Here is a 24,226-nt window from a genome sequence, read left to right as displayed (position 1 = left end):
CATCACCAGCAACCTGTACGTCAGTCAATCCCCCTCCAGCACTAAAACCAGCGTAAAAAGTATCGACTGTAATATCTGTATATGCGTTACTAAATAGCGAAATCACATCGCCAGCATCTCTTGTTGGCGGTGTTGGTGCTGCTGTAGTTGGAGCATCTCCGCCAGCACCAGCAACAACATTTACGGTTCTAGTAACCTCCGTTGCAGCATTTCCAGCAGCATCACTTACATTATAAGTAATTGTATAAGTCCCAACTGTACCTGTATCGACAGTATCTCCTCCCACTGTGATGTTTCCAGATATGTCTCCGTCTACATTATCAGTAGCTGTTGCACCCGGATCAGTAAAAGTTTCGCCTTGCGTTACCTCAATGGTAGCGTCTCCATTTAAAGTAATAACCGGAGCCTCTGTATCACCACTGCCAGAATCATCTAGCATAAGTGAAACATTATCAATTACGACAGTGCCAACTTCAGCACCCATATCAAATAAAATGCGGCTATTGGCTCCACCGAAATCGGTAGCCGTCAACATCAAAGTGAAGGTTTGAGTATCTGTTGTTAAACTTACTGATTGACTTGTATTCGTAAACGGAGCCTCATTTAACCCAATTCCGGCTAGCATCGTTCGAGTGCGATCTGAAGACGCATCGAACTTTAAGATGTAGCTTTCGCCTTGGGTGATTGCAACCACCTGACTTAAATTAACATCAAATGGGTTACCCGCAGTCATTACATCAACTAAATTGAAACTATTACCACCTTCAGTAACAATATTTCGACCACCGCCAATCCATGGATCATCACCATTTTCAAAATCTCCGTTGGTAATAAGCCCAGAATCGAAACCGCCTCCACCACCATTGGTGTCACTACCATCGCCACCTTCTACTAAAGAAACATTATCTATCACTACAGTACCTACTTCAGCACCCATGTCAAATAGAACTCTACTATCTGCACCGCCAAAATCGTTAGCAGCTAATTGCAAGGTAAACGTCTGTGTTTCCGTCGTTAAATTAACGGATGGTGCCGTGTTTGTAAATGGATCCACATTTAGACCAATGCCAGCAAGCATCGTTCTAGCACGATCTGAAGAGGCATCAAAAGTTAATATGTAATTGGTGCCTTGCGTAAGTTCAACAACCTGACTCAAATTAACATCAAATGGGTTTCCTGCGGTCGTTACATCGACCAAATTGAAACTATTGTCGCCTTCAGTAACAATATTTCGACCACCACCAATCCAGGGATCGTCACCATTCTCAAAATCTCCATTGGTAAGAAGGCCAGAATCGAAAGGAGGAACTGGTGTTTCTACCTGAACAATATCATCAATATAAAAAGTACCAGCCGTAGTACCAGGTCCATCTACAAAAAGAGTAAGTCTTTCATAGGCTGCCGCATCAGTAAATGAGAATAGTATTTCTTCCCAACCTGAACCACCATGGCTCACTACCGTTTCAATACTTGCAGCACTACCTTCTTCTAGTTTCAGTAGAACGTCAATCGCTGACTCTGACCAGAAATTCATTTTTATGGTCTTTTCTGTGGCCAAATCAATTGGGGCTCCTAAGTCGAAAAAGATTCCTTCAAAGGCCGCTCCGCTATTCGTGATAGCTCCAACTTTTGAAGCCACATCGTTAGTTCCTCCTGGAGCAGGATTATCAACCACATCAAAACTTGTTCCTCCAAAAAGTCCTGCCTCATAATTCACATTAGCTCCATCAAATGTTATTGGCAGTGCCACTACTTCGGGAATGAGTACTGTAATTTCGTCTTCAAACGTATCAGAAGCTCCAGCAACATTCATCGCTTTTAATGTGATCGTGTACGTACCTGTTTCATAGGTTTTGATTGGGTTAATTTCCGTAGAACTAGTCCCGTCACCAAAATCCCATTCGTACTTAGTAGCTTTTTCTGATATATTAATAAACTTTACTGTTCCAGTATCTTCATTTAAAGTGAATGTAAATCCTGAAACTACTTTTGGTAAGTTGAAATCATCCTCGTTACATCCGAAGATGGTCAACACCAAAATAAATATTGAGATCTTTTTAAATTGTTGAATTACTTGTCGCATAATCTTGTTTTGTTGTTAGTTTAATTCGGTGTTTTTGTAGACTCTTACGTAGTCAACCAGCATTGTTTGTGGAAAAACTGTTTCTGCATTTGGTGACCCAACGAAAGATCCTCCTACAGCAAGATTCATTAGTATATAAAATGGTTTATTGAAAACCCATTCTCCTGTTACATCAGCAGGAGTGATCTGATTGTATAAGACATCATCTACATAAAAGTTAATCTTCTCTGGACTCCATTCGATTCCGAAAACATGAAAACCTGTATCGAAACGATCATTTGGCAGCGTATACTCCTTAGAAATTGCATTGCCACCGTTATATCCGGGGCCATGTACGCTGCCTATTAAAACACTTGGGTTTTGACCGCGATATTCCATAATATCTATTTCTCCCGCAGCCGGCCATGGATTTTCATTGATGTCAGCACCAAGCATCCAAAAAGCTGGCCAAATACCTTGACCGTATGGTAAGCGAATTCTTGCTTCAAATCGCCCATACTGTTGCTCGAACCTATCTTTAGTTAGTAATCTAGCAGAAGTGTAAGACGAACCTTCAAAAGATTCCTCTTGCGCGGTGATAAGCAATATTCCATTTTGTACAGTTACATTTTCCGTACGATCGGTGTAGTATTGTAATTCGTTATTTCCCCAACCATTTTCGCCAGTGCCAATATCAAAACCCCAAACTGCGCTATTAGGCGCTCCGTCATTGTCAAATTCCTCTTGAAGAACTAGTTGGTCGAAATTTGTTATCTGCTGCGTATCATCAGCATCGCAACTAGTAAAAAGAAGCGTTACGAATGGAGCGGTCAAACTGGTAACTAAAAAGATTAGTTGTTGTTTATTCAAGAAATCCCACTTAGAATAACTGAGAGCGCGGTCTCTTGCACTATTTTCTTTATCCATTTTCATATTTTTTTTCGTTATAGCCTTTTATTCAGTGTAGAAATAAATATTGTCAAGTATGAAATTAGGTCCGCCTGTCAATATCAAGGCTCCTAGATTATTCTTCTGATTAGCAATATCTCCATCAAGAGGTATGTCAAATGAGGTCCATTGCCCCGCGGTAAGACCTGTTATATCGAATCTTCGATCCCGATCGTCGCCAATTGGAAGACCATTATTAACATCTGTTTCTATCATTTGATTCGGTCCAATATCCCTGATCTGAATTCCGACTTCAGTTCCGGCTTCTTGCACATACACATCTACATGTAAGAATGTTAAGCCTGAAGCATCTACTGTATTCTCGAAAATGATTCCAGTAAAATTGTTATTGTTGTAGGTCAATACATTACCCCCACTTGTTGAAGTAACTGATGTTTCGGTCGTAGAGCCGCCAAAACCTGGAGTAAAATTACTTTCGGTATCATTTACATAAGCATCACTAAAAATAGATTTTACATTAGCTTGCGCTAAAGTGGGAACAGGAGCAGTTTGTAAACCTCCACTTGAAGTTATTTCGACTGAGCCATCAGCCAAAACACCTCCTAATAGCGCCGTTATAGTTGCGGTTCCTGCACCAATAACAGAAATTTCTCCAAGCTCGTTTACCCTTGCCACTTCAACGTTAGAAGATGTAAAATCGAAGTAGGAAGGTGCTGCACCAACTGTTTGATTAACTCCTGATTCTAAATTAAAAGTTTGTGTTAACCCTGTTATTGTAAGATTAGAACCTGTAAAAGCTTGTTCTGTCAAATCTTCACCTGAGAAGATTGCCGGTCTAGGTTGGGCAACTGTCCCTAGTTTTTCAAACTTAACCTCATCAAAGTATAGTACGTATCCGCCTTCATCACCTTCAAATGAGGCACCTTCCGCTAACCAGAATAAACCAGTTTCATCAACTAGCTTTGAAGGGTCAGGTATTGGGATAATATATTTTTCCCATCGAGTGCTGATCGCTAAACCATTTACGGTCACTTGAAAGTCAGTGTTTTCAGAAACACCATATCCTATTGCATCGATAGTTGCTCCTTGCGACGCTCGTGCATAAAAAGTAAGTGCATCAAAACCAGAAAGGTCTCTATTTGAAGTAGTAGCGAAGGTTGCCCCTACGAATCCGTTACCAAATGTAGGCACATCAAACCGCATAGCCGATGTGCCTGAAAATACGTCATCAGTCACAACGGAAAATGCTTCTGGATCTGCTCCTGCATCCACAAACGGGAAATAATTCAAGCCCGATGAAAATGCGTCAATAAAAACATCACCATCGGCAGGTAAGCCTGCAAACTCAACGTCGTCTGAAAATTCTCTTTCACAGCCACTAGCAATGGCAAGAATACATCCGATTAATACTATTTTTCTAATCGCTATCATTGTTAAATTTTTCGTTTTCATCCTGTATTATTTACCAATGTTAATATGAATGTATGTTCTTATTTCCCACTCATTTCCATCAGGAAAACCTACTGGACTAATAATTGGAGAAGTAGCAAATTCCTCTGCAGCATTAGGAGCATAGCGAGGTGAAAATTCGTTCAAAGCTCGCCAAGTTCCACGAATTCCGATTTGTGTGCTCGGCAGGATAAACCAATCTGGTTTACCTAAAGTTGTAGAAATATCTAGCATTAGCTGTGCAGGATATGTCAAGTTGAAATCTCTGTGATAATCAAAAGGCCCCCAATCATTTACTTTGAATGCGTGCTGCACCTTCAATTTCTTATATATCATTCTAATATCTCCACCAAAACGCTCGACTAATCGTTCATCACTACCATTAGCCTGACCATTGCCAAAATATAAGTTCGCAATTAGTCCAAGATCTCTATTTACTTTAGAAACAATACGCGTATGGGCTTCCCATAAATCGGTTGCTGGCGCTGAATTTGGGAAGGCAAAAAATGTCCGGTTTGCGAAGAAACCAATATGCGCATCTTGTGTTGTAGGAAGATGACGGTATACAAACCCGGCACTTACGGCCAACTTGGCATCTTCTGATCGATCACTATCCCATGCGTACATCCATGTTGCGGGAGTTGGATCATAAGTGAATAATATTTCACCCGCCGTTGTTTCCCTATTTCCACGAACCGCAAAAGGATCGTCGATGATGTTTCGCAGTCTTCCTGGAGAAGTCACATCGTTTGGTATTGCATTAACCAATGGTTTTTGCCATAAAAAATTGGGTGCTATTTGCCAATCGCCCATTGAGAAGGTGAATCCTGTCAAGAAGTTTGATTGATTACCGCTGCCGTTATCTTTTAGCTTCCAACCAGTAAAGGTTTGTGTTTGGTCTACACCGCCATTAGCAACTAATCCCATTACACCACCTTGGGCATACCAGTTAAATTTACCACCTTGGTAAGTGATTTTTCCTTTAGCTCCCCAATTATCTGTGTTTTGAATTTTGTCTTCAAATACGGTATAGTTTCCTGGTTCGCCAGTAACGTCTTGAAACGAACTACCATTTAAAGGACTTCCGCCCCAGATACCCCCTAATGTAAGACCGAATTTTCCGAATTCTCGTTCAACAACAACCGTTGCTCGTTCAGTCGGCCAAGCAGGAATTACACCACTACGTACCTGATTTGCATCTAACACCCTGCGACCACTAGCGTCGAATGTTACTTCTGTTTCAAGATCTCTATGATATATTCCAGTAACATCCCAATGACCTAGCTTACGACCATACTTTAATAGAACTGTTGGGTTCGCTCCCCACCAAAGTTGAGGGCCAAATGCGGCTTTAAAGCCTTTCAGTTCTTTCTTACCGTCAAATTCCATCCCCAGAATTTCACCATTGTAAATATCTAAGTTGGGACCGTAGTTAGCTTCAGGATATAATCCAAAAAAGTCCCCCTCATATCCCCAATGGTAGTGTCCTGTTCTATAAAAACCTTTTACGTCGGCAAGCTTAGTATTCCACTCAAACTCCGCATTGTATACACGTAACCTATTAAAATCTGCAATTTCAACATCTAAATTATTTCCGGCGTCTACACCTTGAACTGTAATTGGTCTACCTACATTTTCATAAAATATTTCATCAATAGGATTCTCAGCAACATTGCCCAGTATGTTAAAATTAACATTGGCTCTCATATTCGATGCAGGCTTTCCTTCTACCCCTATATAATAAGATTGCATGTGATCAAAGCCTAACTGGTTTGGAAATACGTTGGCATTAGGATCTTCATTATCTGGAGTTGTGATCAAATTACCGCCTGTATTGAAAGTAGTGAACTCAGCGCGTAAAGTACTCAGCTGGATCTTACCTCCACTTTCGGCATTTAAAGCGGCTTTATCTCCTCGCGCTTTTAAAACCGCATCCATTATTTGAATGTTATTGAAGTGATTATTTATAAAATCAAGATCTACACCATCTACATAAGGATTTAGTTGATGTGCCTCTTTTAAAGCGTAATATGCCGCTCTTGGAAACAATTCATAAAGTCCTCTAGAATTGGTTGGTCCCTTAGCACAGATACCAAACCATTCCTCGTTCATATTATTATCACCTTCTTTCGCCTGATCTCGACTATAACCTCCATTTGGCCATGATGCGTTATTGTCGTGTACATCGGCATTTTTTCGATCGTTGAAACCAAATTTCCACCAACCGTCACTAAATTGAAAGGTGAAACCACCAATTGAGTTATTAGACTTACCAAGACCAGCGGCATTTTCATAAATCTCTTTCCAGTTACCTACCATGTAATAGGCTTGAGAAAATTGATCTTCCTTTTTCTCTTTTTCGTTATAGGCATCAGCACCAAACTCAGTAAACATGACCGGCATGTCTAGTTTGCTTTTAACCACCTCGAACATATCACCGAAGGAAACACCTCTATAGGTATTGGTTCCGTAGATGTCTACATCTTTACATTCTTCAGCAACAATATCTATAAACAATACATCTCCATTACAAATAGCAACAGGATGCGAGGTGTCCATAGCTTTCATTTTCTTAGCAGCCTCGTTCATTAAGCGATACATTGGTCGCCCTCTTTTTTCTCCTATGAACTTCTTCTCATCTTCATCATCTGGAAACTCTTCGGTTTCAGCTCCCGCCCAAAATAAACCGTAGTTATTTTCATTGCCTAACAAATACATTAATAAGCCAGGTGTATTTTTATACCCTTTAACTAGTGTCTCAATTTCAGACATCAGAAATTCTTGAGTTTTTGGGTCAGCATAATCTGTAATAGGCGTCCATACCCCGTCTAGTGTCAGCCCATACCTTCCAAATGAATGGTTAAGCATCGTGTAAATGCCATACTCTTCGTATATATATTTGATCCATCTTGCAGGAACACCTGTATATTGTCTTATAACATTGACACCCATGTTTTTTAAAAGCGACATCTCAGTATCTAGTCCCGCTTTTATAATATCATCAGATTTTTCCCAGAATTGTGCGTCAACAGTATTCGTTCCAATTGGAATATAATCCCAATTCATCCCATTGATCATGAATTTTTTCCCATCTACTACCAACTGCATTCCTTTTTCACTTTTCTCCACGGATACTTTTTGGGTCTGAGAAAAACCAATGGTAAAAGCAAAAAGAACTATTAGGTTGAGTAGCTTGTTTTGAAGTTTAGACATATAGCGATTTTTGATTCTATAAAACTATCAGCATAGAATGAAGAATCCTTAAAAATCACCTCTACAAAAAACATACATCATAAAAATTTAGCAATTTTTTTGAGATATTAGCAGTTAAAACCCCGTCTTAGACTGATTTACAAGGGGTTGCAGAGTAAACAAAAAAAGCTTTGGAACGTGCCTATTTAAAGCACAAAAGAAGAACTGTATAGGTAATGTTGTGGTAAAAGCGCTACTTGTTGAGGTATGCTAAAGCTTCAAAATGTAATTGACGAGGTTTTCTTCGTGTTTCAAGTCCATTTTTTTGCGAAGTCGATACCTTTTAATCTCAACACTACGAGGTGAAATATGAAATAATTGGGCTATTTCTTTTGATGATAAATTCAACCGTAGATAAGCACATAATTTAAGGTCATTTGGTGACAATGAAGGGTGTACCTTCTTCAGCTTTTTAAGAAACTTACTATCAGCATTATTAAACGCTTTTTTGAAGAATTCCCAGTCATCGCTTTCATTCAGATTCGCATTAATAATTTTGACTACCGACCTAGTCACATTCTTATCGTCAATCTTATCAAGTTCGTTTTTTATAGTAGTAAGTAGTTCGTTCTTCTTAACAATGCTCATTGTAGAGGCGGCTAGCTCCTTACTTTTACTCTTATTTTCCTTTTTAAGCTGCTCATTCTTTATCTGGATGATTTCTTTTTCGTTTTCTGCTTGAGCCAACTGTAGTTCCTGTTTGTTCTTAAGTATTAATTTTTCGCGTTGCTTTCTATAGTAACGCCTATAATTTGTATGCATAAAAAATGAGAACAAAACAATTCCTATCGCATATAAGACCAACATCAAGTTCGAAATATACCATGGCTTTGCAATGGAAAATGAATATGTAGCAGTATTATTAGATACCTTATTGCCTATTTTAGCTTTAACGGAAAACACATAGTCGCCATAGGATAAATTTTCAAAACTACTAGTGGATGTTTCCGACCAATCACTCCAATCATCTCCTGTCCCTTCTAGCTGAAATTGATAATAGGTAGCGATATATTTATTAAATTCTGGGGTATAATATTTAATTACAATATCGTTCTCATTGTTTTTGAAATCTCCTACATCGTTTTTGTTTAAGAGGCCTTCTTTCTCTTTTATATCCCTATTAGATATTGAAGATATGTGCACCTCGAAATCTGGTTCTAACATTTTATCCACATCAAGATTAATATACCCTGAAGTAGTCCCTAACAAGTAGCTGTTTTGATCACCCAATCGTGTAATACTTTCATAACCCAAAATACCTTTCCTCATTTCCTTAGTAAGTGGAACACTTCTAATATTAGCGGTATTTGTAAGCTTTGATGGTTCTATAAAACTTATATTCGTCTGGGCAAATCCCCATAAAAGATTATCTTTTTCATCTAGGACGAGCTTGCCTGACTCATATTCATCTTCTGTATAAATACCACTTAAAAAATCATCTTTTATAAATTTTTTGTTGGTGGCATCATATTTAAAAATTCCTTTTTTATAAGCATACAAAAGCTCGTTATTATACTTGATCATCCCCGAATTCGATCCTTTGATAGTAGTATCGATAGTGACATTTCGGGCTTCATAGAAATCCGTATCAATTTCCATTTTAAAAACACCATTATACTCGTGATTTACGAATAGTAGTCCGTTTAAAAGTTCAAAATAGCGTACCGAGTTGTTGAAGTTCTTAATCTTGTTTCTAAGCGTCCAGCTACTGTTAGATTGTTTTAGCACATACAATCCATCATAATTTCCTTGCAATAGTAAATCCGGTCTGTTATTTATAGTAGATATCTTCCAAGTCCCTTCAATCCCAGCTATTTTTACTACCGCATCTCCCTTTACTTCATAGGTTCCCGTATTGTGGCCACAGAATAATGTTCCGGAAATTTCCTTTAAAAACCAGACTTGTCCCTGCGTGTTTTCAATAAACTTAAACTCATCATTACTATCAAACTTTCTATAAAAAAGACCTTGGTTGGTCCCCAAATACAAATTGCCATTATAAACAACTGAAGCATAAATACTACCGAGTATCCCTTTATTATCATTAAATACTGTGAACAGTGATTTCGTATTAATGTAGCTTATACCGTTATCTAGACCCAGCCAAATATTACTGTCTACATCTTCATAAAGAGCTAAAACCGTATTATTGGCAAGTCCGCGATCTTGGTCCAGTTGATATGCTATCTCACCAACATCATCAATATAAATTAAACCATTAGCAATTGTTCCTAAAACAAAATTACCGTCATCTAATTGAATACCGTCATACAAGCTTTCCTTGGATAATATATTATTAGGGAAACGATCGTCAAAGACTAAAATCCCATCCTCTTGTTTATAAAAACCATTATGCTGGGTAAGTATAACCTGATTACCGTTTTGTTCGAAAATAGCTATTACCTCATCTTCTTTCACGATCTCATCATCAAAAACTAGCACATCCCTTCCGTATTCAATTTTGAACAAACCCTCGTTTAATCGCTGGAAATAAATACGCTTTCCTGCTTTAAAAATTTTAGTGATCTTATTCTTAGAATCAATTGTAGTAAATGATTGATCCTTGACATTATAGACGTAAATACGCTTTAAAGACTGAAAAATAATAGAATCGTCTAATGCAATTATATTCCAAAATTCTTCATCTTCTAGAAGATCGCTCGCAATTTTATCAGATAATGAGGTATAACTTAATATACCCAATGTAGTTTTCGTCCAATATCCAAATTGCATAAAACAACCTGTGTAAATGCGATCGTTTACGACATATACAGATCGCATGATTGTTTCGTTTGGAGATGGATATAATTGCCAGCTCGCACCGTTAAATTCTAACAAGCCCTTACTGTTAGCTACATAAATTAATTTAGAATCGGACTGAGAGATAGACCAGTTTTGATTTTCGCTATGATAATCTTTAGGGTAAAAATTTTGAACTGGCGGGAGTTCTTGCCCAAACACAAACTGAAAAGCACCAAAAATGAGTATTGCACAAAAAAATCTCATGCATTAAAGATGAAGAAAAATATTTAAACTAGTAATGAAAGCCTAGAAAAACTAATCGATATTGAATAAAGTAGCTTCTGCCTTGTCGCCAATTACAGTAACGATATACACATTACCATAAACAGATTCGTCGATTTGTTCGTACTTTTTCTTACCTAAGATAGAATTTACAAAATTTGGAGTCGTATTACTATGTCCTACCACTACCACTCTCTTACCTTTAGTCTCCTTAAGAAATTGAGGTAAATTTATGTCACGCGGATCGTATGCTTTTACTGTAATATTAAATATACTTCCTGGCTCAAGCTTTTCAGGCATCTTCATAGCAACGGCTATGCCTGATGCCGTTTCTTTAGTTCGGTAATAATCTGTTGTGTAAATAACATCTATCTTTTCATTTTTAAACATAGTCCCCAATTTGTTGGCACGAGCTTTACCCTCTTCTGTCAAATGAGGGTTTCTAGTTCCATCCACTTGTTTTTCAGCATGACGTACAAAATAATATGTGGTGGCTACATCTTCTTGCGCTTGTAAATAAAAGCTGGCAGTAAAAAGTAGTATAAAGATTATGACTTTTTTCATGATGAAGATGCTATTTCAAGTAGAATAATTAAAAGTACACAAATTTATATTGTCTTTTTCCAAAAACGATATGATTTGGCTTCAAAAGGCATAGACAATAGCTTTTTTTTTAGGTTTGAACACTTTAATGAAATTTCATTACTTGTATCAGGAGAACGAAAAAAGTGATTAATGAACTTCTCAATAGTTAATCCAATCTCCACTGGCCCGAATTTAATTGTTGTGGGTCAGATTAACATTTTGATCATGAAGCTGATTTTGGTCATAGTTAGCCTTCCTATGTATCTCTAACTTAGTGCAGATAATTCCTAAACCATGAAGAGCTTTGCATATTACAAAAGCGGTTTTAAGATCGTTGTTCTCCTATTTTTTCTGAGCGCCTTTTGCTTCCATAGCCGTGCCCAAGAAATAGCAAATATTGTTGAGAATAAAAAACCGTATAAAGTGCTCCTATCTAAACAGGATAGTGATTTCAAAAATGAAGTGGTAGAAGAGCTGGAATTAAATTTTGATGATGTTAACTTTAAAGTAACCGAGCTTTCAGCATTAAAAGATTTGAATGTTAACAACTGGGATGCCATTGTTATTCTGCATAGTTGGGAGTTTCTAAATCCTCCTAGATCGGTAAAAAGATTCATACGGGCCAATACTTCAATAAAAAATAAAATCATTGTATTGACCACTTCAAGTGACGGAGATTCTAAAATGGATGAAGTAGATGCAATTACCGGAGAATCTGTGCTAGTAGATGCCTATGAATACGCATATTTAATTACACAAAGACTAAACAAAGTGTTTGCTAGAGCGAATTAAATCCTACCCTAATAAATCACATTCTTATGTATACTGAAGAACACCAGGCAATGGCCACTCAGTTTAGATTTCAAATTCAAACTGAACATGAAGAAACCTCTAAAGCAATTATGCAAGAGGCCTTTGCAATTGTTGATGATCTGGAATTAACACTCAGCAGATTTATTCCAGATAGTGATATTTCAAGAATAAATAGATTAAAGAAAAATGAGCATTTACCCATTGAACTTGAAACTTGGGAAATTATAAAGAACGCCATAGCTATTAGCAAAAAAACCTATGGAGCATTCAACATCAATGTTGGAGAATATATGAATATTTTTAAAGGTGCTAAGGAAGGTATTCTTAACGCAAATGAAGTAAACGATGCATTAAAAAAGGCGTACAAAATATCAACCGAAGCCAGTATTTACGTGGACCCTGATCAACCCAAAGTTTATTGCATTAATGAAGGAATTAAGATTGATCTAGGAGCTATAGGAAAAGGATATGCCCTAGACAGCGTAAAAGATTTCTTAGAAGAAAACGGAATTAATATTTACACTTTAGAAGCAGGAGATAGTACCATATTATCTGGTAATAACGCATCACCCAATACCTCTTGGTCATATCAACTTACATCACCCACAGATTGTAAAAACGTCCAATTAAAAAACACTAGCATATCAGCATCTGGCACCTACTGGCAAGGTGCACATATTTTTAATCCTAAAACCGGAAGAAATGAACTTAAAGATCAGTTTGACCGTGTTTGGGTATGTACAGATAATGCAGCATTATCAGATGCCCTCTCAACAGCTTTTTTTGTTATGCCAGAGGAAGAACTTAAAGAAGTAGTCAATCAAATAGACAGCCTAAATTGGGTGGCCTACATAAAAAATGGAAAAATCGAAACGCTAACAAATAGCAATTAAAACAGAAGTCATGAGCAACAAAATGAAACCAGAAAATACACGGCGCGATTTTATGAAAAAAAGCGCTTTGATAGGAACCGGGTTAGTGTTAGCAAAACCATTTAACATTATAGCCAACCCCCTATTTTCCAGAGAAAAGGTAAATATTGGTGTGGTAGGTTGTGGAGTGCGCGGTCGTGGTGTAATTTTTAGTAATATCCCCAAAATTGAAAGTGCTAATCTGGTTGCTGTTTGCGATATAGTAAAAAGTAGAAGAGATGGAGCAAAGCGTCGTTTTGAAAGGAGATATAATACTAAGATAAGTGCTTATGAAGATTTTTACGAAATGCTTGCTAAAGAAAACCTAGATGCTGTTGTTTTAACAACGCCTGATTTTTGGCATATGCAGCATACCGTAGATGCGATGGAAAGTGGTTTGCACGTGTATTGCGAAAAAGCGATGTCTAACAATCTAAGAGATGCTAAAAAAATGGCTAAAGCCATGAAAAAAACAGGAAAATTACTTCAAATAGGACGCCAAAGAAGAAGTAATGATCGATACAGATTTATGTACCAAAAACTAATACAGCAAGAAAAAATATTTGGTAATCTTACACATGCTATAGGCCAATGGAATCGATCAAAAATATATAGCTTTCCCAAAAGTCGTCAAGAAGATCTAGATATGGCAGTTATCAAAAATTACGGATTTGAAACACAAGATCAAGTTTATAATTGGCGAAATTATAAGAAATTAGGCGGGGGCGTTGTATCTGACCTAGGGTCGCATCAAATAGATATTTTCAATTGGTTTTTTAATGCATACCCGCACACAATATATGCTACCGGAAACAACTCTTATTATGGCCTAGAGCAGGCTGACACCATGGCAACTATTTTAGAATACGACACCCCTAATGGCAAGGCAATTGGGATTTATGAAAATATCTCGCATTCACGAGCAATCGGTGTTAATGAACGATTTATAGGAGACAAGGGTGCGTTTATTATTTCAGAAGGAAAAGACAATAAAATTTACCGAGAATCCAGAGTGAAAGCAAATGAATGGCAAAAGTATATTGACAATGGTTTTCTTAAAAATCTAGGCGGTTTGGCATCATACAAATCAAAAGAGCAAGGCGATTCTGGAATCACGGAAACTGCACCCCAAGTAAGTTATGAAATTAATGAAATGCTAGAAATGGATAAGGTGTATAATCTTAATTCGCATACAGCCCATTTATACAATTTTATTGAGGCGATCATTGGTAATGAAAAGTTGAACTACAATGCTTTAGCATCATACAAAAGTGAACTTTGTATATATAAGATACATGAGGCAATTAATAGCGGTGGTAAAAAGGTTACTATTAATAAGAGTGCATACAATATTTGATTAACAAAAAAATGTTGTAATGCTTAAAATAGCATTTAGAAGTCCTCGCATAGTATTTCAGTATCTTTGTACAAAGTACAAATTGCATGCTATTGCTATGAAGAAAAAACCAGATAATATTGTATTCAATGAAGATACAGAACAATACGAGGCACACATGCTTCCTTATGCCACTAATGTAGGTTCGCCTGTTATCAAAATTGATGACATTGCGCTTTGGAAAAACAGAAATATTAACAGTGCAAATCATCTGTTTGAAACACGTTATGAAGAATTAAAAGCGGCCTACGAAAAACTCATGACGGAGTTTGAATACAACAACATCATTTATAACGCAAAATTTAATTTTGAGCCAATTATTGGAGAAATCTACCATCTTTATGAGAAAATGGATAAAAACACATTCCTTTCGCTAATTGCACCAGACGAATGTAATTTTAAGCATTTAGGCTCATTTCAATTAAAAGCTGATAAGGTTTGGCAGCGAACCGATAACGATATCGTTGGCTAAACATATTGAAAGAAACTCTTTCCATTCGGCTCTGTCATTCATTCTTTTATCTTTAGTCGAAATTTTAACCAATGAAGTACCTTTTCCACTTAGTTTGCTGCTTTTTTTTAGTGGCGAGTTGTCAACAACCATTACCAGAAATTGATAATTCCAAAGCCGATTCCATTCGCATTAATCAGGTAGGCTATTATCCTAATGCTCCTAAAAAAGCAGTTATTGTTGAAGGAGATAATACAAGTAAATTTCAACTAATTGATCTTGCCAATAACAAATCAGTTTTTGAAGGTGAGCTTAGCACTTTGCAAAAATGGGATTTAGCTGGGGAAACAGTTCAGATAGCTGATTTTTCTACTTTTTCCGTTCCAGGCAGCTATCGATTGTATGTTGAAAATTTAGGCTATTCACATGCCTTCGATATTAATAATAATATTCTTGATGAATCAGCCAGAGCAGTAATAAAAGCATTGTATTATCAACGTGCTAGTACCGATCTTCCAGAAAAGCATGCAGGAAAATGGCATCGCAAAGCTGGCCATCCCGATAATAATGTGAGTTTTCATCCTTCGACAAATAAAGAAGGAACTATGGACGGTTGGGGAGGCTGGTATGACGCCGGTGACTTTGGAAAATATGTGGTAAATGGTTCTTACCCTCTTGGACAAATGTTAACGCTACATGAGCAATATCCCGATTTTCACAAAGACAATACTTTGAATATTCCAGAAAGCGGAAATGGGAATTCAGATCTTCTTGATGAATTGAAATATGAAATGAATTGGCTTCTAAGAATGCAAGATCATGATGGAGGCGTTTTCTTTAAATTGACTACCAAACGTTTTACAGGAATGATCCTGCCAGAAAAGGCTACTGAAGAACGCTTTATAATCGGAAAATCAACCACAGCAACTTTAGACTTTGCAGCCGTTGCTGCTAAAATGGCTCAAGCCTTTAAAGAGATTGATTCAGCATATTCAAACACCTGTATGTCGGCCGCTATAAAGGCATATAATTGGGCAAAAAAGAATCCTGAAATTGCATACAAAAACCCAGAAAATGTTGTAACAGGTGAATATGGCGATAGTGATTTTAGTCAGGAATTTTACTGGGCAGCAGCCGAGTTATATTTGACTACTCAACAAGAGTCATATTTAGAAGATATAAGATCAAGTAAAGTTGACTTTAGCTTTAAACCAGGAGAAAGTTGGGCAAATCACATGCACTATATAGGTGCAATTGCACTTATAGATCATTTAGAAGATGGCCCGCTTAAAACAAAATTAGAAACGGAACTTGTACTTGCCGCAGATGAGTTAGTAGAACTAACAGAAAAAACAGCTTACTTTCAACCATTATCCGATTTTCAATGGGGATCGAATAGCGACATCTTCAATACAGCTATGATCGTGGCAAATGCCTACAGAATCACGAAAAAGCCAATATACTTAAAAACAGTACAAGAAATTGCAGATTATGTATTTGGTAAAAATGCCACAGCTTATAGCTTTGTAACTGGTTTTGGTGATAAAACTCCGATGTTTATTCACCATCGTCAAAGTGCTGGAGATGAAGTATTAGAACCTGTTCCTGGATTCATTTCAGGAGGGCCAAATAGTCGGAAACAAGACAAGAATGAGGTAACATATCCTAACAACGAAGCGCCAATGAAAGCTTGGGCAGATGACGAAGCAAGTTATGCGAGTAATGAAATATGCCTAAACTGGAATTCAGCAGCGGTATATGTACTTGGTTTTTTAGCAAATGAGAGTAATTAATTAGTATATAACAACAAATTAAAGCACCAAACTACCTAAAACAACAATGACTAATTTTCCAAGCGATTTTTTATGGGGAAGTGCAACCTCATCGTACCAAATTGAAGGCGCACATGACAAAGACGGAAAAGGACCTTCTATTTGGGATGCCTACTGCAAAATTCCAGGAAAAATATTGAATGATGACCATGGCGATATCGCAATCGATCATTATCATAAGTACAAAGAAGACGTTGCTCTGTTAAAGCAACAAGGATTTACTGCCTATCGTTTTTCCATAGCTTGGACTCGTATTTTACCAAATGGAAAAGGGGAAGTAAATGAAAAAGGGATCCAGTTTTACAATGATTTAATCGATGAATTGCTGGCTAACAACATTCAACCTTGGGTCACATTATATCACTGGGATTTACCATTGGCTTTACAGGAAGAAGAAGATGGCTGGTTAAATCCTAAAATAAGCTATTATTTTGAGCAATATGCTACCGTTTGTTTTGATCGTTTTGGAGATCGTGTTAAGCACTGGATTACATTAAATGAACCTTGGGTAGTAGCAATTTTAGGTTATGGTCAAGGCGTTTTCGCTCCGGGACATATCTCTAATAGCGAACCTTATTTAGCTGCACATCATTTGCTTATTGCACACGCCAAAGCAGTAAATGTTTATAAATCATATTTTAAAAAACAACAAGGTACTATTGGTATTACCAATAATTGTGACTGGCGAGAGCCAATTGATAATCAACCAAAAAACATTGAAGCGGCTCAAAGAGCTCTATTGTTCTTCTTAGGCTGGTTTGCAGATCCTATTTATTTAGGAGATTATCCACAAGTAATGAAGGATCGCCTAGGGAATAGACTACCAGAGTTTAGCGAATTAGAAAAGAGTCTATTAAAAGACTCGTCTGATTTCTTCGGACTCAATCACTATACTACCATGTATGCAGCTGAACAGGATGAGAATGCCGTAGAAACATCGGCCTATGGTAACGGAGGACTTTCAGAAGATCAAGATGTGCAAATATCTCAAGATCCCAACTGGGATTTAACTGATTTTAATTGGGCAGTGGTACCATGGGGATGCAAGAAGTTATTAGAGTGGATAGCCGATCGATATGACAACCCACCAATATTCATTACTGAAAATGGATGCGCCTATCATGATAAGCCTTCAGCCGATGGCCAGGTCCATGACGAACGTCGAATTCAATTTTATAAATCGTACCTAGAAGCTTGCGACGAAGCCATAAAAAATGGCGTTAACCTAAAAGGCTATTTCGCCTGGAGTATGTTTGATAATTTTGAATGGGCCTCAGGATATTCACAACGTTTTGGCATCAATTATATCGACTACGACACTTTGGAAAGAATCCCAAAAGATTCAGCTAAATGGTTTACTAAAACCATCAAAGAGCATCAGGAAAGACATACTCTTAAAGATAAAGTGCACTAGTCTGATTACATCCTCTACCGATCTCTACTTTAAAGGTGATTTCTTTGCAAATGGCAAATTTCTCCCTTCCCTTGAGGGAAGGACCGGGGATGGGTGTTAATCTATTCTATAAAACTCCAATAGTATTACTATTTCGATCTAGCTCATGGTGAACACCCCTCTAAATCTCCCCTCTAGGGGAGACTTTCCTTACTCTTGCCCATTCTAGGAAATCCCTAAGCAAACTTAACGGCAGTTCCAACAATTGATACCATGGTTACGCCATTGGCCCCCATCATTTCAATATCAAAAGATATTCCTACCACGGCATCAGCAGCTTGGTTATTGGCATTATCTCTCAACTTTTGAAATGCTTCTTCTTTGGCTTCCTCTAAGCCATTTTCATAATTTGCATAGTACTTACTACTATTAAACATATCCTTAAAAGACATTCCCTTTGTACCATAATTAACAACATAGGTCGTTCCAGTAACGACACCTAAATAGTTTGATATTGTTTTTCCGTCAATTGAGTTTGTAGTTGTTAAGATCATTCTCTCTCGTTTTAATTATAAGTAGTGAAAACATAGTTTATGTTACATCTCAACAAAACGAATCATTGCGTTTATCTTAATCGTTTTTTTGTTTCTTTGTCCCTACTAAACACATAATTAAGCTTGAGCGCACTAAAACGTTTTTTTAAAGACACCGCCATTTATGGCATTACTACTGTGCTTGCTCGTTTTATTAGTTTTATTCTTGTCCCGTTGCATACAGCGGCTATGGGTACTGTCGATTATTCTGGCGTTACTGAGTTCTTCGTATATGCCGCTTTCCTAAACGTATTATTAAGCTATGGAATGGAAACTGCTTTTTTCCGCTTCTTTAATACACATAAAGAGAAGGATACTGTTTATACCACAGCATTAATCAGTCTTACAGTTTCAACAATCCTATTTTTTATAGGCGTCTGGATTTTTAAGGATCAGTTAGCTGATTTAATTAAAGTAGATCGTTATTATTTTAAAATATTAGTAGGGATTACAGCATTAGATGCATTAGTAGTTGCTCCGTTTGCATATTTACGAGCCAAGAATCGACCTATTCGCTTTGCAGGAGTTAAATTGACGAACATAGCCATCGTAGGTTTTGTCAATTTATTTTTCCTATGGATAATTCCAGAATTCTCATTAGAATTTTCATTTTATAATAAGGAGGAATTGCTTCAGTATGTCTTTTGGGCAAATCTCTCTGCAAGTGCAGTTACCCTAATCCTGTTATTCCCGTTGTTTTTTAAGTTGAAGTTGGTTTTCGACACTGGACTTTTCAGAAAATTGTTGAGTTATGGATGGCCCATTTTAGTTGCAGGATTGGCATTTGTCATTAATGAAAATTTAGATAAGCTAATGCTTCAAGAAATGATTGATGAAGATACCATGGGTGCCTATGCCGGTTGTTATAAAATTGCCGTCTTCATGACGATATTTATCCAAGGCTTTCGCTTAGGTGCAGAGCCCTTCTTTTTTAGTCATGCAAAATCGGATAATGCCGTTGAGAATTATGCTACTATCTTAAAATACTTCGTCATTGCCGGGGGGCTTGGGCTTTTGATCATTTGCTGTTTTATAGATCCACTTAAAAATTTCATCGTAAGAGATACTGCTTACCATAAAGCCATCGATATTGTTCCAATTGTATTGCTTGCCAATTTATGTTTAGGCATTTATCACAATTTATCTATTTGGTATAAACTAACTGATAAAACCCGATACGGGATGTATATATCAATCATCGGTGCTATTATCACTATTGCATTTAATTGGATTATGATTCCTAAAATTGGTTTTATCGCATCGGCTTGGGCGACCTTGGCGGCTTATGGCGGTATGATGATCATTTCCTATCAACTGGGAAAAAAACATTATCCTGTTCCCTATGATCTCAAAAAAATCGGATTTTACCTTGCACTCGCTATCGGATTATCGGCTGTATCTTTCATTCAATTCAGGGAAAACTACTGGCTCGCATCCGCTTTTGTTTTAGTATTTTTGGGAGCTGTTTTTCTGATAGAAAAGAAAGAACTAAAATCGATTTTAAACTAACAACTATATCACCTCTTTGAATAGAGGAAACGGAGAGAGCTTATGACAGTGCAAATCATCAACAAATCAAAACACGCATTACCTAATTACGAAACAGTGGCATCAGCTGGTATGGATATTCGGGCCAATATCGAGTCACCCATTACCTTAAAACCATTAGAACGTACAATCGTTAAAACGGGTTTGTTCATCGCCTTGCCGGTTGGCTTTGAAGCGCAGGTGCGTCCAAGAAGTGGACTCGCTGCCAAAAAAGGAATCACAGTATTAAACGCACCAGGAACGGTAGATGCTGATTATCGCGGTGAAATTGGTGTGATATTGGTCAATTTATCTAACGAAAATTTCGTAATCGAAGATGGCGAACGCGTTGCTCAATTAGTCATTGCTAAGCATGAGCAAGCAAGCTGGGAAGAGGTAGAAGTACTATCGGAGACCGATCGTGGAGCTGGCGGATTTGGCAGTACTGGGGTCAAGTGAAGTAGTTAATCAAAATATAGATTCCCGCCTTCGCGGGAATGAAATGAAAAAATATGAAAATAATAGTACCAATGGCCGGTCGCGGAAGCCGACTTCGCCCACATAGTTTAACTGTACCAAAACCATTAATTCCTGTAGCAGGCAAGCCGATCGTTCACCGATTAGTGGCTGATATTGCCGGTGTTTTAAAACAAGATATAGAAGAGATAGCTTTCATTTTAGGTGATCCTGCATTTTTTGGAGACGACGTTGTTGAAAGCCTGAAAGAATTGGCGACTGAACTCGGTGCAAAAGCCAGCATTTACCGTCAACTAGACCCTAAGGGAACAGGGCACGCTATTATGTGTGCTGAACCATCATTAAGTGGACCGGCGGTAATTGCATATGCCGACACCTTGATTCGCGCCGATTTTGACTTAGATGCAGATGCAGATAGTGTGATCTGGACAAAAAGAGTTGAGAATCCAGAAGCCTATGGCGTAGTCAACTTAAATGAAAAAAATGAAATCATAGAGCTTGTAGAAAAGCCGACTGAGTTTGTTAGTGATCAAGCAGTAATTGGCATTTACTACTTTAAAGATGTTGGAGTGTTGAAAAATGAACTTCAATATGTATTAGACAATAATATTATCAATGGTGGTGAATATCAAATTAACGATGGTATCAAGCAAATGATGGCCAAAGGCAAGATATTTAAAACGGGAACTGTTGATGAGTGGATGGATTGCGGAAATAAAACGGTTACTATCGAAACCAATCAGCGCATGCTTAATTTCTTGCATGCTGACGGTGAAAAGTTAGTTGCAGATTCAGCCCAAATAGAAAACTCTGAAGTAATTGAACCTTGTTTTATCGGTGAAGGTGCTGTAATTGTCAATTCTAAAATCGGACCACATGTTTCAATCGGAAAAAACACTAAAGTCTTGGATTCTAAAGTAAAAAATAGTCTAATTCAAACAAATTCCCTGATTAAAAATGCCACTCTAGAAGAGGCTATGATTGGGAATAACGCCAAGTTTGACGGTGAGTTTACACGAGTTAGTATCGGAGATTATTCCGTTTTGGAGTAGTTTTTCTATCAACAAAGCTTCATAGTACAATGTCAGATCGAGTGATTCTTATTGACTGATAAGAAAATAAGAATTGTATCGAGATCTATTTAAGTGATTCCATTTCTCTTAGGCGAAAGGTTCTCGATACAATCCCGATAGCTATCGGGATCACTCGAACTGACATTGAAATTTGACAATAACTATTGGACCTCATATTCCTATATTTTAGTTAACTAAAGCCCGTTTTGGGGAGAAATCCGTAATTTACAGCAAAAAGAAACCCACTATTGCTAGTTCAAAAAACAATACACGTACTTCTTTTATTAGGATTTTGCATTCCGCAGTTACTACTATCACAACAAGTAGAAATCAACGATGACCTTGGCGATGTAACGGATGAGTTTCAGGAGCACTTTTTTGAAGCCTTAAAACAACGTGGTATTGAGAATTATGAAAAGGCATTAGTGGCACTTCTAAAATGTCAACGCATTGATGATACTAAAGCCATTGTCAATTTTGAAATAGGTAAAAACAACTTGCTGCTTAAAAAGTTTGATGCTGCCGAAGTTAGCCTTAAAAAAGCACTAGAGAAGTCGCCTAACAACGAGTGGTATTTAGAGTCGTTATACGAGGTGTACTATCAAACTCAAAACCTTGATTTGGCAATTACTACTGTAAAAAAGCTCATCGCCCACCACCCTATTTATAAAGAAGATCTACTTACTTTATATATGCGAACGCGACAGTTTAAAAATGCAATAGCTGTGTTGGATGATCTAGATGCAACTCAAGGTCGATCATATTCAAGAGACAGCATTCGGGCACAACTCTATACCATAAGTGGGTTTGACAATGAAGAAGTAAATTATTGGAACAAACGCATTTCTGACAATCCAAAAAATGAAAAAAATTACCTCTCCTTAATTTATCTTTTAAGTGAAAAAGGAGATGCAAATGCTGCTTTTAAGGTTTCTGAGCGTTTGTTAAAATCAATCCCAGATTCTAAGCTAGCTCACTTGGGTTTGTTTAAATATTATTTAGAAAAAGAAGAGATTGACAAGGCTGTCAATTCCATGAATACCGTAGTAAAGGCAACGCAGATTAATAAGGAAGCCAAGTTTAAGGTCATCTATGATTTTATGCGCTATGCTGAAACTCATCCTGATCAGGAATTGGCATTAGAAAATGCAGCTACTTTGTTTTCAGAAATTCAAGGAAGCAAATCGATTTATATGGATTTAGCCAATTTCTTTTTAAAGAAGAACAATGATGCTCAAGGGACAAAATATATGCAGCTGGCTTTAGGTGGAAACAATCTCGCACTTAATAATTTCGATGCCCTTAAGAAGCAGTTATTCCTATTGGCAGAGCGTAAGGATTTTAAAACACTGTATGACAATTCCACTAAAGCTATTGATAATTATCCCTCACAACCAGTGCTGTATTTCTTAAAAGGAGCAGCAAGCAACAATCTCCAAAAATATAAAGAAGCAATTGACGTTTTAGAGATTGGTATTGATTTTGTAGTAGATGATATTAAGTTAGAATCTAGTATTTATAAGGAGCTAATTGTGGCTTATCGCAGTTTAAATAATTTTAAAAAAGTAAAGTACTACGAATCACAACTTATTAGAATAAATAGTTGATTATTAGGAATAAAGATTAATCTAAAAAATACTTTAGTGTTCCAAAAATTTAATATAGCTTTAGGAATTCTCTCTTTTGTGATAGTTTTATCTTCTTGCAAGAGCACTTCTTCTGTTGGAAATACTTCAATTGTAAATCCTATGAATGCGCGTAAAATTGTTAAAAATCATTATAAAAACTATATAGACTTTAAGACCTTAAAAGGACGCGCTAAGGTTCGTTATGAAGATGAAAGTCGAGGTCAAACGGTCACGGCCAATATTCGTATTGAAAAAGGAAAGACCATTTGGCTTAGCGTTTCTTTTTTGGGAATTGTTGGTGCAAAGGCATTGATTACGCCAACTCAAGTTCAATATTACAACAAGCTAGAAAAGAATTATTTTGATGGAGATTTTAGCTTACTAACTGATCTTTTAGGAACTGAGTTAACGTATTCTCAATTAGAAGATATGTTAATGGGCCAAGCCATTTTCGATTTAAAAGAAGAAAAGCTAGAAAGCTCTATTTTTAAGCGTTCCTATAAATTACAACCATCTCAAAACATCCCACTTTTTGACAAGCTGTTTTTTGTGAATAGCCAGAATTTTAAAATGGCAGAGCAACGGCTTCGTCAAGGCGATAAAGCAAGAGAATTATCGATTTTATACCCAGAATATCAAAAAGTGAAAGGAAAAGTATTGCCAAAAAAAATTGATATTATCGCTAGAGAAAATACCACACATACCAAAATTGCGTTTGAATATAGAACAGTTAATTTTGATGAGGATATTTCGTTTCCTTTTAAAATTCCAAATGGGTATAAGCAAATTCAAATTAATTGAGTTTTAGATTGAAGAAAATAGATGGTCATACCAAAAACCCTAGTGCCTTA

At 37.0% G+C, this 24,226-nt stretch carries 18 protein-coding genes; 11 read left to right on the top strand and 7 right to left on the bottom strand.

Translation table 11 applies throughout. The annotated features are described in order from the left end of the window. The 6 genes from GWK10_RS17540 to GWK10_RS17515 all read right to left on the bottom strand — a co-directional run. Nucleotides 1-2,083: immunoglobulin-like domain-containing protein (locus GWK10_RS17540; RefSeq protein ID WP_164033703.1), on the bottom strand; the 2,083-nt coding region annotated here is incomplete at its 3' end. Between the two features lie 15 nt (nt 2,084-2,098). After that, nucleotides 2,099-2,989 carry a glycoside hydrolase family 16 protein gene (locus GWK10_RS17535; protein WP_164033702.1) on the bottom strand — a complete coding sequence of 297 codons (891 nt, stop codon included), beginning with the start codon at nt 2,987-2,989 and terminating at the stop codon, nt 2,099-2,101. Between the two features lie 27 nt (nt 2,990-3,016). Next, nucleotides 3,017-4,423 (bottom strand): glycosyl hydrolase family 16, encoded by a 1,407-nt coding sequence (locus GWK10_RS17530; RefSeq protein ID WP_164033701.1) that lies wholly within the window; start codon nt 4,421-4,423, stop codon nt 3,017-3,019. Between the two features lie 6 nt (nt 4,424-4,429). Continuing rightward, the gene (locus GWK10_RS17525) at nt 4,430-7,633 is read right to left on the bottom strand and encodes a glycoside hydrolase family 2 TIM barrel-domain containing protein (protein WP_164033700.1); all 3,204 of its coding nucleotides are present in this window, start codon (nt 7,631-7,633) and stop codon (nt 4,430-4,432) included. A gap of 249 nt (nt 7,634-7,882) precedes the next feature. Next, a complete protein-coding gene (locus tag GWK10_RS17520) occupies nt 7,883-10,678 on the bottom strand; it encodes a helix-turn-helix and ligand-binding sensor domain-containing protein (RefSeq protein WP_164033699.1) in 2,796 nt (931 codons plus the stop codon). 51 nt (nt 10,679-10,729) lie between these two features. After that, nucleotides 10,730-11,260, bottom strand: coding sequence for a histidine phosphatase family protein (locus tag GWK10_RS17515; protein WP_164033698.1), 531 nt, complete (start codon nt 11,258-11,260; stop codon nt 10,730-10,732). Between the two features lie 315 nt (nt 11,261-11,575). Here GWK10_RS17515 and GWK10_RS17510 point away from each other — a divergent pair, with 315 nt between their 5' ends. The 6 genes from GWK10_RS17510 (at nt 11,576) to GWK10_RS17485 (ending at nt 18,098) form a co-directional block, all read left to right on the top strand. Next, nucleotides 11,576-12,073, top strand: coding sequence for a hypothetical protein (locus tag GWK10_RS17510; RefSeq protein ID WP_164033697.1), 498 nt, complete (start codon nt 11,576-11,578; stop codon nt 12,071-12,073). Between the two features lie 26 nt (nt 12,074-12,099). Next, a complete protein-coding gene (locus GWK10_RS17505) occupies nt 12,100-12,987 on the top strand; it encodes an FAD:protein FMN transferase (RefSeq protein ID WP_164033696.1) in 888 nt (295 codons plus the stop codon). Nucleotides 12,988-12,997: 10 nt separating this feature from the next. After that, nucleotides 12,998-14,362 (top strand): Gfo/Idh/MocA family oxidoreductase, encoded by a 1,365-nt coding sequence (locus GWK10_RS17500; protein WP_164033695.1) that lies wholly within the window; start codon nt 12,998-13,000, stop codon nt 14,360-14,362. A 19-nt stretch (nt 14,363-14,381) separates the two neighbouring features. Next, nucleotides 14,382-14,873: a DUF2452 domain-containing protein gene (locus GWK10_RS17495; protein ID WP_317164703.1), complete on the top strand. Its 492-nt coding sequence runs from the start codon at nt 14,382-14,384 to the stop codon at nt 14,871-14,873. Nucleotides 14,874-14,944: 71 nt separating this feature from the next. Continuing rightward, nucleotides 14,945-16,645 (top strand): glycoside hydrolase family 9 protein, encoded by a 1,701-nt coding sequence (locus GWK10_RS17490; protein ID WP_164033694.1) that lies wholly within the window; start codon nt 14,945-14,947, stop codon nt 16,643-16,645. A gap of 46 nt (nt 16,646-16,691) precedes the next feature. Continuing rightward, complete coding sequence (locus GWK10_RS17485; protein WP_164033693.1) at nt 16,692-18,098, top strand: GH1 family beta-glucosidase; 1,407 nt, start codon at nt 16,692-16,694, stop codon at nt 18,096-18,098. A gap of 215 nt (nt 18,099-18,313) precedes the next feature. Here GWK10_RS17485 and GWK10_RS17480 read toward each other — a convergent pair whose 3' ends face one another. Continuing rightward, the gene (locus GWK10_RS17480) at nt 18,314-18,631 is read right to left on the bottom strand and encodes a YbjQ family protein (RefSeq protein WP_164033692.1); all 318 of its coding nucleotides are present in this window, start codon (nt 18,629-18,631) and stop codon (nt 18,314-18,316) included. Between the two features lie 123 nt (nt 18,632-18,754). Here GWK10_RS17480 and GWK10_RS17475 point away from each other — a divergent pair, with 123 nt between their 5' ends. The 5 genes from GWK10_RS17475 (at nt 18,755) to GWK10_RS17455 (ending at nt 24,176) form a co-directional block, all read left to right on the top strand. After that, nucleotides 18,755-20,179, top strand: a complete 1,425-nt coding sequence (locus GWK10_RS17475) for an oligosaccharide flippase family protein (RefSeq protein WP_164033691.1) — start codon at nt 18,755-18,757, stop codon at nt 20,177-20,179. 42 nt (nt 20,180-20,221) lie between these two features. After that, nucleotides 20,222-20,656, top strand: coding sequence for a dUTP diphosphatase (gene dut, locus GWK10_RS17470; RefSeq protein WP_164033690.1), 435 nt, complete (start codon nt 20,222-20,224; stop codon nt 20,654-20,656). A gap of 53 nt (nt 20,657-20,709) precedes the next feature. Beyond that, entirely contained in the window at nt 20,710-21,726 is a 1,017-nt protein-coding gene (locus GWK10_RS17465; protein ID WP_164033689.1) for a sugar nucleotidyltransferase, read from the top strand. Nucleotides 21,727-21,995: 269 nt separating this feature from the next. Then, nucleotides 21,996-23,354, top strand: a complete 1,359-nt coding sequence (locus tag GWK10_RS17460) for a tetratricopeptide repeat protein (protein ID WP_164033688.1) — start codon at nt 21,996-21,998, stop codon at nt 23,352-23,354. Nucleotides 23,355-23,495: 141 nt separating this feature from the next. After that, the gene (locus GWK10_RS17455; protein ID WP_164033687.1) at nt 23,496-24,176 is read left to right on the top strand and encodes a DUF4292 domain-containing protein; all 681 of its coding nucleotides are present in this window, start codon (nt 23,496-23,498) and stop codon (nt 24,174-24,176) included. Nucleotides 24,177-24,226: the final 50 nt, after the last annotated feature.

Source organism: Spongiivirga citrea, assembly GCF_010671565.1.
GTDB classification, from domain to species: domain Bacteria; phylum Bacteroidota; class Bacteroidia; order Flavobacteriales; family Flavobacteriaceae; genus Spongiivirga; species Spongiivirga citrea.
This window is presented reverse-complemented; position numbering and strand designations above follow the sequence as displayed.

Bases quoted from the DNA above. Each gene is read 5' to 3' on its own strand.
- GWK10_RS17535 (WP_164033702.1), bottom strand. From the start codon at position 2,989: ATGGATAAAGAAAATAGTGCAAGAGACCGCGCTCTCAGTTATTCTAAG.
- GWK10_RS17530 (WP_164033701.1), bottom strand. From the start codon at position 4,423: ATGAAAACGAAAAATTTAACAATGATAGCGATTAGAAAAATAGTATTA.
- GWK10_RS17525 (WP_164033700.1), bottom strand. From the start codon at position 7,633: ATGTCTAAACTTCAAAACAAGCTACTCAACCTAATAGTTCTTTTTGCT.
- GWK10_RS17520 (WP_164033699.1), bottom strand. From the start codon at position 10,678: ATGAGATTTTTTTGTGCAATACTCATTTTTGGTGCTTTTCAGTTTGTG.
- GWK10_RS17515 (WP_164033698.1), bottom strand. From the start codon at position 11,260: ATGAAAAAAGTCATAATCTTTATACTACTTTTTACTGCCAGCTTTTAT.
- GWK10_RS17510 (WP_164033697.1), top strand. From the start codon at position 11,576: ATGAAGAGCTTTGCATATTACAAAAGCGGTTTTAAGATCGTTGTTCTC.
- GWK10_RS17505 (WP_164033696.1), top strand. From the start codon at position 12,100: ATGTATACTGAAGAACACCAGGCAATGGCCACTCAGTTTAGATTTCAA.
- GWK10_RS17500 (WP_164033695.1), top strand. From the start codon at position 12,998: ATGAGCAACAAAATGAAACCAGAAAATACACGGCGCGATTTTATGAAA.
- GWK10_RS17495 (WP_317164703.1), top strand. From the start codon at position 14,382: ATGCTTAAAATAGCATTTAGAAGTCCTCGCATAGTATTTCAGTATCTT.
- GWK10_RS17490 (WP_164033694.1), top strand. From the start codon at position 14,945: ATGAAGTACCTTTTCCACTTAGTTTGCTGCTTTTTTTTAGTGGCGAGT.
- GWK10_RS17485 (WP_164033693.1), top strand. From the start codon at position 16,692: ATGACTAATTTTCCAAGCGATTTTTTATGGGGAAGTGCAACCTCATCG.
- GWK10_RS17480 (WP_164033692.1), bottom strand. From the start codon at position 18,631: ATGATCTTAACAACTACAAACTCAATTGACGGAAAAACAATATCAAAC.
- dut (WP_164033690.1), top strand. From the start codon at position 20,222: ATGACAGTGCAAATCATCAACAAATCAAAACACGCATTACCTAATTAC.
- GWK10_RS17465 (WP_164033689.1), top strand. From the start codon at position 20,710: ATGAAAATAATAGTACCAATGGCCGGTCGCGGAAGCCGACTTCGCCCA.
- GWK10_RS17455 (WP_164033687.1), top strand. From the start codon at position 23,496: ATGAATGCGCGTAAAATTGTTAAAAATCATTATAAAAACTATATAGAC.